Annotated in this window: 1 protein-coding gene; it reads right to left on the reverse strand. The window is 41.6% G+C overall.

Annotated elements, in window-relative coordinates; translation table 11 throughout:
- Window positions 1-12: 12 nt before the first annotated feature.
- Complete coding sequence (locus MKY01_RS18765; RefSeq protein WP_339283077.1) at window positions 13-11,961, reverse strand: amino acid adenylation domain-containing protein; 11,949 nt, start codon at window positions 11,959-11,961, stop codon at window positions 13-15.
- Window positions 11,962-12,212: the final 251 nt, after the last annotated feature.

The following is a 12,212-nucleotide window of genomic DNA, read 5'->3' on the forward strand; positions in this document are numbered from 1 at the left end:
CCCCGATCACATTTATATTTTTAGTTTATTTTTGAAATCTACTTCAATTAGATCAGCCAGCGTATCCCCATCTATTAATTCTTCAACCAATTGAATCTTCTTGATTTCAATACGAGGGTCGTTGGCAATGGTTGTTAATATGACCAACAGATTTTGTGACATCGCTTCAATCGTTGTTTTCTCAAATAAAATCGTACTGTATTCAAAGGCCACTTCTAACTTGTGTTGCAATTCGGTAACATACAACGTTAAATCGAATTTGGATACTCTCGTATTTGGAGCATAAGGCTTACAGGTTACTCCATCCATCTGAATCTCTGAAGCATCTGTATTCTGCAATACAAACATGGTGTCAAACAACGGATTCCGCCGAGCATCTTTGGTTACATTCACTTTCTCAATTAATTCTTCAAACGGATAATCCTGATTCTCATATGCGTTCAACATATTTTCTTTCACTTCCAGCAGATACTGCGTAAAAGTTTTATCCCCCGCAGGATAATTTCGAACAGCCAGTGTATTCACAAACATCCCCATAACCGGCTCCAGCTCAGCATGTGTCCTTCCTGCAATCGGCGTGCCCACGATGATATCTTCTTGTCCGCTGTATTTAGATAATAGAATGGTATAGGCGGCTAATAGAATCATATATAACGTTGTTCCTGTCAGAGCTTCCATGTTCCTTAAGCCTGGAAGGATGTCTTCCTGCAAAACAATGTCCAATACATCTCCCGCATAACTTAGGGTTTCAGGTCTTTCATAGTCTGTTGGCAGATCCAATAGCGGGATACTTTCAGCAAACACAGTAAGCCAATACTTCTCCTGCTTTTTCATCCGCTCACTATGAAGTTGCATTTGCTGCCATTCAGCATAGTCCTTATACTGAATTCGAAGAGGAGATAGCTCCTCTCCCTTGTAGAACTGGCTAAGTTCAGTCATCAGAAGATGCACGGATAGTCCGTCTGCAATGATGTGGTGGAGATCTACCAGCAATACATGACGCTCCTGCTGAAGTTCAATAAGTCCCACCCTCATAAGAGGTGCTTGCCCGAGATCAAATGTGCGAACAAACTGTTCAATTCGATCTTCGATCTCTTCTTCCGTTGACTCGATCAATTCAATTCCAAAGTTAACTTTAGGGTATACGATCTGTTTCGGTTCTCCGTGTATGACTTTGAATCCAGTCCGAAGCGATTCATGACGATGAATCAATTGTTGGAATGCTTCTTCCAATTTGATCCGATCGAGCGATCCTTCCAACATAAACATACCTGACATGTTGTACATGAGTTCCTTGCCGGCTTTGATGCTCATAATGTACATTCTCATTTGCGCCGAAGAAATAGGATAATATTCTTTTTTCTCCACTTGAGGAATGGAAACTGATACTTCCTGTTCCATTTGTTCAATAGATTGAGCCATCTGTTCAATGGTCTGCCATTCAAAGACGTTTCTTACCGATATGTGGATATTCAGCTTTTGATTGATTTTGGCGGCCAGCTTGGTCGCACGTAAAGAGTTGCCTCCTACATCAAAAAAACTGTCTTTTACACTGATTTTTTTCACGGCAAGCACATCCTGCCAAATAGGCAGCAACTGTTTTTCCACCCCAGTTTGGGGTTCTATATATTCACTTCCCGTTTGTATGTTCTCTTCTGGACTCGGAAGCGATTTGCGATCGATTTTCCCGTTCGCTGTGAGAGGCATGTGATCCAATTGTATAAAGTAGGCTGGAACCATGTAATTCGGCAACACCTTAGAGAGGCTTTGTTTTAACTCTCCCACCGTCAGCGTGGAATCCGCTGTAAAGTATGCACATAACGATTTGTCCCCGTGATCATCCTCATGTGCAATGACGATAACTTCTTTCACACACTCTAGATCTAACAGCGCCGCTTCGACTTCTCCTACTTCGATCCGGTATCCGCGAATCTTAATTTGGTGATCCATTCTTCCCAGATACTCGATATGGCCATCGGGAAGCCATCTCACCAAATCTCCCGTTTTGTACATTGTCGCTCCCTGGACAAACGGATCACGTACAAATTTTTCTGCTGTCAGCTCAGGTAAATTCAAGTATCCTCTACCAATCCCATCACCAGAGATACATAATTCCCCTACGACGCCTACAGGCTGAACTTTGCCATGTTTGTTCAATACATACAGGCGATTATTTCCTAATGTTCGACCAATCGGCAGGTGAGCTCGTTGATTCGCTGTATCCAAGTGTTCTGGAAGTACACGGTATGTCGCAACATCCACACAACATTCTGTTGGACCGTACACATTAATTATGGCTGGCGGCGTGATCTGATTGAGAGCAAATAATGATGTGATTTCATTTACACTTTGCTGAGAAAGAGCTTCACCGCCAATGAGCATATATTTTAGCGATATGCCTTGAACGTTTTTTGCCTTCGAAAGCAATTTCAGGTGCGCAGGTGTTCCGTCCGTCAAATCAATTTGGTGGTGCTGATAATAATTCATTAAATCTTGTCCATCCAGTACCGTGTCCTTGTCTACAATAAACAAGGCATGTCCTGACAGCAGTGCGCCAAAAATCTGCTTCACAGATGCATCGAAATAGTAAGGCGCAAGTAAAGCGACATGCATGCTGCTATGCTGATCATCTATAACTTGACTGTACAACGCTTTAACCAAGTGATGAACCTGACGATGTTCGATCATCACACCTTTTGGCATGCCTGTTGTGCCTGAAGTATAGATCACATAAGCCAACTGCTCGGAATTCCCTGCGGGTTCCAGATTCGACAGATTAGCTGCGTAGGTTTCTTTATCGTTCAAATCCATGATTTGGCCATTGAATGATACCAACTGCTTGAGATGGGTTTGCGTGACTAATAGTGTTGCCCCCGAATCATGCAGGATGTACCGGATACGCTCTTCAGTAGAATCCGGATCAATCGGTACATACGCCCCGCCTGCTTTTAGAATGCCAAAGATGCCAACGATCATCTCAATCGAACGATCTGTCAGAATACCTACAAATTGATCCTGCTGCACTCCCTCAGCTCTAAGCGTAAATGCCAACTGATTCGCCCGTTCATTCAATTGACGATACGTCCATCGCTCATCTCCAAAAGCGACGGCTAATTGATCGGGTGTCCGTTCCACCTGTGCTTCGAATAACTCCTGAATGGTCTGATCCCGGGAATATTCTATGTTGGTATCATTAAAGTCATATAAAAGAACGTTCTGCTCATGTTCAGACAGCATTTGAATATCGGACAAGGCAATATCAGGTTCGATCACAATGTCTCTGAGGATGTTGAACAGATGTGTTTTCATTCTGTCGATGGTATCCCGTTCAAACAGCTCCGTCTTGTAATTAAAGTGCATTTCCAGACACTCGTTATCATCCTCAACGATGAACATCAGATCATACAACGATACACCGACATTTAATTCTCTAACTTTAAAGCTGCAATCCTGTTCTTGCCGTTGATTCAACGCGGTATTTAAGAAGATATACATCGTATTGAAAAGTGCTGTCCCGGTTGTATCCCGATGCGTGTTTAATTTCTCTACAAGGTTGTCAAAAAGATAGTCCTGGTTATCCAATGCATCCAGGGATTGTTTTTTAATTTCCTCGAGATAGGATCGAAACGACTTATTTCCCACCGGCTGTGATCGAATTGCTACCGTCTGGATAAAGACACCTATCATATTCTCGACATCCGGATGGTTTCTTCCTGATGTTGGCGTACCTACAATCATGTCTTCTTGTGCTGTGTATTGATGAAGCAGCACATTATACGCTGCCAGTAACACCATAAACATCGTAGTTCCCGTTTGTTTCGCAAGCTTCTCCAGCGACTGCTTCAAGTGTGCGTCCAACACAAATGACAATCTTGAACCTGCCGAAGTCAAATGAGGTGTCCGAACAAAATCAGTAGGCAGATTAAGGTTCGGGAGTTCTCCTTTGAATTGATCCAGCCAATATTTTTCTTGCTGCTTATAAGACTCCCCCGCCAGAAATTCTTTCTGCCAAGCTGTAAAGTCTTTGTATTCAATCTCAATTTCCGACATGCTTCTTCCGTCATACGCATCAATCAATTCATTCGCAAGAATGCCAACGGAATAACCGTCCGATATAATATGATGCATCTCGATGAGAATCTCTGCATGGTCATCGTTTACACGAATGAATTCGGCACGTATTAATGGCGCTTTGGAGCAATCAAATGGTTTGGCAAACGCCTTAACATGTTGTTCGAATGAAGCAGAGCTTCCCTGAGATCGTTTCACTTCAAAATCAATCGTTGGAGCAATACGCTGGTAAAGCTCTCCATCCATCAGATGGAAACTGGTGCGAAAAGCTTCGTGACGGTGCACGATTTGTTCCAATGACGAAATCAATTTAGCTTCATCGATATTTCCTGTGACCGTAATATGGCCGCACATGTTCTGAAACACACTATTCGGCTCAAATTGATCCAAAAAGTAGATCCGCTGTTGTGCAGATGATGTCTCATAGAATTCCTTGACGTCCAATGCCTTAATCGGAATGAATGTTTCCTCGTTCTCGCCTGTAATCAGACTGGCCAGCTGCTTCAGACGTTGATTTTGGAAGAATTGAACGATTGAAATTTTATGTTGAAACTGCTCATGTACCTTGGATAGCATTACTGTCGCCTTGAGCGAGTTACCTCCGAGATCAAAAAAGTGATCATGTCTCCCCACTTGATCGAGGGATAATACGTCCTCCCAGATCAAAGCCAGCTTTTTCTCCACGTCATTGACTGGAGACTCGAATATGGCTGCATGATTAACGTGAGGAAGACGCTCCGTAACAAACCGATTATATATTTCCTGTAATTGGTCCTGTTGCTCGGATGAGAACAACGTCAAAGACGAAATTTCAGCCTCTGGATGACTCACCATTTTTTGCAGCAAACCCTTAAATCCTTCAGACCACAATTTCATCATCTCAGGTCCAATAAGCTCGGTATTGTAATCAAAATCCAGGTACAATTCATGGCTAACATCCGTAATATTAAGAAATAAATCGTAAGAAATATGTTTGATCGGATACGACATGAATCCAGTCTTGATATTTTCAAATTGGAGATGATGAATCGTTCTGTCCATATTGAATAAAATCCGGGTATCCGGTGCAGGCATATGAGCAAGCTGTTCGGATACGAGGGTCAATGGAACATGCTGATGCTTCATGACTAGAGCCAGCGTTTCCTTGAGCTCAAGGACATGGTCTACAACGGATTGCTTCGTTAACAAGGCATGATGAACAGGCACAATGTTGACACAGTTGCCAATGAGCGCATTTTTTCGCATATGAGACTGACCCGCTGTAGGCACGCCGATGACAAGGTGAGACTGCCCTGTTAGTTGATGCAAATATAAATGAAACGCTGCAAACATCGTTACAAACAAACTGCTCTTATTATTGATGCTTAACGTTCGCAAAGACTCTGTTAATTGATGATCCAGCTTGATGGAATATCTTTCACCGTCATATCCCTTGGGCACATCATCGGACGGTGCCGTTGGAAGTGTAATGTTGGGATAGGATAAGGAAAATTGTTCTTTCCAGAACTGGACTCCTTCGGTAAATGAGCCTTTTTCATGTTCAAGTCGTTGCCAGCTTAAATACGCTCGGAATGGAGTGGCTTCAGGTAATTGAACCGGAACTCCTCGGACCAGAGCAGAATAGGTATGTTCCAACTCTTGAATGAATACTGCAATCGACCAGCCATCTACAACAATATGATGAAATGTCAGCACCATAAGGTATTGATCAGTTGCCTTTTTAAGCAAGGTGATTCTAAATAGAGGTTCCCCAGACTGTAAATCGAAGGCTTCATTTGCATCGGCAGATAACCAATTGGAAATTTCCCGTTCTTGATCCTCACCCGCATATGCTGAGAAATCCAACCATGTACATCGAAGTTCCATTTCGGATATGATTTGTTGTGTTTCACGATCGGCATGAATGACTGTTCTCAGAGCTTCATGACGCTGTGCGATTTGATTCACGGCCTGATCCAGTGTGGAAGGTTTTATTCCACCTGTCATTTTTAAAATAACACTCTGATTTAATGCAGCATTCGCATTTTCCCCATGTAATGAAGTTAACAATAATTGTTTTTGCTCTAAAGAGAGCGGATATTCCGAAACAGGCGATTCACCAGGGATAAACCCCCACTCGCGTAGTTCATGGATCGTCTCTTTCACGATTCTGATTATCGTATCCATGTCACCCATGGAATGCACAGTTGATATAAAACAGTTACGGCCTTCCCAAATATATAAACCTTTATAGATTAAATGGTAGAAGAATAATTCCATATCCCCAAATGAAATAAATCTAAATAAAGATCCATAGTTCACCATTTGCATCGGTACATTCGCTGTTTTGAAAAACGCATTTAATTCTTTAACAAGATAATCTGTTTTTTCATTTAATTCTTTATATAAAGTTCCTGCTTCAGATTGAAGATACTGTAGTACCGTTAACATCACTCTCATCGTAAGAGGGTGTGTACAGAAGGTTCCACCGACAAACGTTTTCTTATCTGCGTCGGAAGGGTAAGAATCATCACCAAAGTTCCAGGTTCCACCATCTACCGGATTCATAAATTCAGCTTTACCCGCGACTATGCCAATAGGCAACCCGCCACCGACCACTTTTCCATACGTAACCAAATCTGCTTGAACCCCAAACCAATCCTGTGCTCCACCCAGACCAATTCTAAATCCAGTGATGACTTCATCGAAAATAAGTGCAGTCCCAGTTTGATTTGTTATTTCTCTAAGTTCCCGTAAGAATTGTGTTGGCTGCATATCAGGTCTTCGACTTTGCACCGGCTCTACAAGCACAGCAGCCAATTCACCACCCAGGTTCTGAATCAGATCCAGGGATTGCGGATGGTTATAATTAAGAATAATCAAATCTTCCATAGCGCTATTTACAATACCAGGAGCCATAGGCAGTGCAGATGATAAAGCATCCCCAGGATTCGCTACACCCAACACGCCGTCATGTGTACCGTGGTAAGATCCTGAAAATAATACAACTTTGGAACGCCCCGTTGCTGCCCGCGCTAAACGAAGTGCAACCATGACAGCTTCTGTTCCTGAATTATAAAATGCGACACGCTCTACACCCGTTAGCTCGGAAATTTTAGCTGCAACATCTCCTGCCAAGTCTGACATAGGGCCTAATGGAGGCAATTGTTCCTGGAGGCTGTCTGCTATTACATTTTGGATAAACGCTGGATTATGGCCAAATAGATTTACTCCAAATCCCATCGTCAGATCCAAATACTCATTCCCATCCATATCCCATAGCTTAGATCCCTCTGCACGCGTTGAAATGATGGGATACACCATTTCCTTCCAATACGAGCGAAATCCAGATACATTGCGATTATTCGCATGAACCAAACGTGTTTGGCCTGTTTTTAATTTGGAGCCTTTGGTTCTTGCGGTATACTTTGTTACAAATTGTTCAACATACTGGTTCTGAAGCGGTGATAATCCACTCTCTTCATGAATCTTCAACGATTGATACGGTATAAAAGGTTTTTCTTCCTTCGATTCCGAATCCGGTTGGATCTTTTTGGGTTCATTGGTTTTATTGATTTCATTCATTACCGGTGAAGCTTGAACTTTTTGGGTTTCATGATGTTTCATTTCCGGAAGCGGGGATTGAATTGTATTCACTTGCTCGCCTAACAGCACATTCAAACTTTTTAATTGGGACTCCATGAGCTGAATGGCAGACATCACAATTTGTTCCGACACATTCCCTGATGATTTTACCGTGTTTATATTGTTCACAGATGCCAGATTTTGTTGTTCAGTACGCTCCTGATCGGTTTCATTTTTTATGTTCTCAGATACATCATGTTGTTTTATATTCTCTGACACATACTTAACTAAGGAATTAATATTTGTAAGGGTTTCAAAAAACATTTCCATCGGGATATTCAAACGGAACAGCTCTGAGATCTCCTTCTGAATCTGCACAAGAATGATGGAATCCAATCCCATTTGGAGAAAATGAGCTTGATGATCCAGCTCTTCCAACTTCAAACCAGATGCACGACTGATGCTTGTTTTAATCTTTAATTCAATATCGTTTGTATTCATCTCCATTTGAACCTCATTCCTCTCTGACCTATGTCCCGCTGGTATCGTATGTTTGACTTCAATCCAACAGCGCTTCTGCTCAAATGGATATAGAGGTAATGGAATTTTCCGAATGAATTCATGACTATAAAACCTTTCCCAATCAATCACTGCCCCCAGTGTAAATAACTGACCGAGTTCATTTAAAGCTTCTGCCTTTTCCTGAACATAGAGATGATCGCTAACAAGCGTTTTGTCTTTTTTGGCATAACCAAAATAAACATATGGCAGTTTACCCTCTCCGCTTGCAATTCGTTTCAATTTTTCATGTAATTCTTGTGTACTCGTGACTATGATGGCAAGCCGATAATCCAGATTGGCCCTTCCCGTACTGGCTGTATAACAGATTTGTTGAATGAAAACATCCGTGTGATCGGTTAGATATTCATGATACGTTCTGACCAATTCATCCAGCGCCCGTTCCGTGGCAGCAGACAGAACAAATAGATGAGGCTCTTGGGACATTCTTTTATCTACGGTTGGGGAAGGAACATATTCTTCGAGAACCACATGCGCATTGGTACCACTGAAACCAAAAGAACTAACCCCGCATCGTAATGGACCCTCTTTTTCACCAAAAGCCATTAGTTCCTGATTCACATAAAAAGGTGAAGCTTCAAACTTAAGCAGGGGATTAGGCTTGTCAAAGTGAACCAATGGTGGAATCTTTCTATGTTGAAACATAAGAATAGATTTAATTAATCCAGCGATCCCCGCCGCTTCAAAGCCATGTCCAATGTTAGCTTTGGCAGATCCGATTGCACAAAATTGTTTCCGATCCGTATATTTCTCAAAAGCTTTACGCAAAGCATTGAACTCAACCGGATCACCTAATTTTGTCCCTGTTCCATGTGCTTCAATAAAGTTAAGTGTATCAGGAGAAATGCCGGCTTCTTTCCATGCCTGTTCGATCACATTGGTCTGTGACTCCGGGTTAGGTGCTGTGATTCCTACCGTCTTGCCATCCTGATTAATCGCACTTCCCTTAATCACACCATAGATATGATCCCCGTCCTTAATCGCTTGCTGCATTGGCTTCAACATGACCGACCCAACACCTTCGCCAAATCCCGTGCCATTGGCATCTTCGCTAAACGTTCTCGTCAATGCATCTGGAGATTCCATATCCAGTCCGATACTTATCGGTAATAATGCCGTTCGAATGCCGCCTGCGATTGCCATTTCACAGTCTCCAGCGAGCAATCCTTTACATGCCATGTGAACAGCAACAAGTGAGGAGGAACAAGCGGTATCAATCGTTAAGGCCGGGCCTTTTAAATTCAAGAAATATGCAATTCTGCTCGCCAGTACAGATGGTAAATTTCCAATGATATAATTTTTGGGTTCTGCGGGGTAACTCGCCGTCACGAGCCGTTCGTAATCATACCCAACTTTGGAATATCCCACGTACACGCCCACATTTCTTCCATTGATTCCTTCCCCTGCATACCCAGCATCTTCAATCGTATGCCATGCCGTTTGCAAGAACATCCTTTGATTCGGGTCCATAAATTGTGCAGTTTTTGGGGTTATGCCAAAGAAAGAATAGTCGAATTGATCAATTTGATCCAAGTAACCACCCTTGATCCATTGAACTTCGCTCATTTCACTTCGCATGGATTGTATATAATCCGCTGCGTCTTTTATCCGACTTTCCGGGTAGTCCCGAATGTTATGCGTTCCATTTTCCAAAACACGCCAAAAATCGCTTGCATTTGATGCACCAGGGAGATTCAAAGACATACCGATAATAGCAATATCTTTGGATGGCGTATGATCCTCTTGAGTTTTGTTGACTTGCATGGTCTCGCTGTAGCCTCTAGCCAGATATGCTGCCAATTCAGTTATCGAGGGATAGGTAAAGAGGTCCGTAACAGCAAGCTCTTCTCCGTATTTTTGTTCTATACGTTCAGCGATTTGGGCCAGCTGTAATGAAGTTGCACCCATATCAAAATAGCTATCCTCAAGTTCAACCTTTTTCCCAACCAGCACTTCAGAAAATAGTGAAGTTAATTCACGTTCTATGACCCGAACCGAAACAGCAGCCTTTCCCTTTGCCTTGTCATTGTCATTCTTGATCCAGTCATGGATGAATGCAGATTCTGTTGAGAATTTGCCTGCTTCATACTGCTTGGCTAACTGATACCGCTGGATTTTCCCACTTGTTGTTTTGGGTAATTTTTTGATGGGCAGTACCTCTTTGACACTCCATCCCCCATGTTTATATAGATGTCTTTTGATTTCTTTAACAAGCGTCAAGAAGTGTTCGATCTTTTTTTTGTACACGACAAACACAATAATTTCTTCACTTTGACTATTCGAATCATACACACCACAAGCAGCAACTCTTCCGAGTTCAATATCATCTAATTGTATGGCGACACGTTCAATGTCATGGGGATATACATTTTTACCATTGATAAAGATAATGTCTTTTTCCCGCCCTGTTACAACCAGTTTTCCATTCATGATAAAACCCAGATCTCCTGTATTCACCCATCCGTCGTTCGTTAATAACTTCTCCGTTGCAAGTGAATTATTATAATAACCTTGGGTGACGTTATCCCCCTTGATTTGAATTTTTCCAATAACCAAATCGGGAACACTGTTCATTTCCTCATCGCAAATTCTAACATGGCAATAATCAATTGCTTCGCCAACGGCAACAAATGATGCTACATGTTCAGCATGTTTCTCGACTTCGATGACACGCTCCCCTAAGTTCAGATGATCCCGGTGAACGTACACCGCAGTAAATTCTTCTTCTACCTTGGGAAAGGAGACGGCAACAGAGGCCTCTGCTAATCCATATACGGTAAACATGGCTGTTTTCTTTAAGTGATATGCTGACAATACATTTAGGAATTCATCACACACTTCGGGTAATATAGGTTCCGCCCCATTATAAATGACTCTGACAGATGACAGATCCCATCCCTCCGCTTTGTCTTCGCGAAAGAAATTCAGGAAGTATTTATAACCAAAGTTAGGAGAAGACAGTATGGTTGCTTTGTGTTCATTTACTTTTTTCATCCATAGAATCGGTTTGCGAATAAATAATTCCGTTGGGAGCAAGTACTGATGAATTCCTGCCACGAGGGGTACGAGATGAAATCCAATCAAACCCATATCATGGGTAAGGGGCATCCAGGAGAGAAAACTATCGTTTGAACTAATTTGTGTGCCATTAATAGCAGCACAAGTATTATAAATCAGGTTTCGATGGGTGAGCATGACGCCTTTGGGATCACCAGTTGATCCAGAAGAAAATTGAATAAATGCCAAGTCATCAGACTGAGGTTCAACTATATTATTAATAGATTCATAATGATATATGGTATCTTGGATCAGATCCGTTCTGACTTCTAATTGATGATGGAAATCAAGCATGTCATGTTCCAAAACAAATCTCTTCATTTTATCCAGCACCTTCTCAGATGCAATCATGAAAGGGTTATTTAGCAAATTCCAAATACGGCATACTTTCAAGTTTTGTTCTTCATCTTCACCAATACTTACAGGGATAGGGATCATTCCACCGAGTATACAAGCCCAGAATGCGACTAAAAACCGTTTGTTTTCTTGAATCTGAAAAATAATCTCTTGTTTAGGTTTAATTCCGATGGCTTGTAGATAACCTAAATACCCTTGTGCCTCAGTAAATAATTGATGATAAGATATAAAAGTTTCACGTTTGTCCGCATCGATAAAACGAATACCGCGGTCCGTTATTTTACCTCTGTCGCGGATAATATCCACTAGTGTTTGAAACTGATTAGTATACATATCTCTCCTCCAAATGAATCATCTCTAACATGCTTATCTAATTATTTACACATATTTCAAGCAAAATTTTACCATAGAAATATATGTAAAATCAATCAGTTTATTGTTACTATATGGTAAAAAATAGAGATTGATTTGTGAGTTATTGACATATTTATTACCAAATATCTGAAATTTCAACAAGTTCAGATGCATTAAAAGACAAAAAGACTACCTTATAAAAAGGCAGTCTGTCGCTGTAATATAGATCT

Source organism: Paenibacillus sp. FSL R5-0486 (genome assembly GCF_037975155.1).
Taxonomy (GTDB): domain Bacteria; phylum Bacillota; class Bacilli; order Paenibacillales; family Paenibacillaceae; genus Paenibacillus; species Paenibacillus amylolyticus.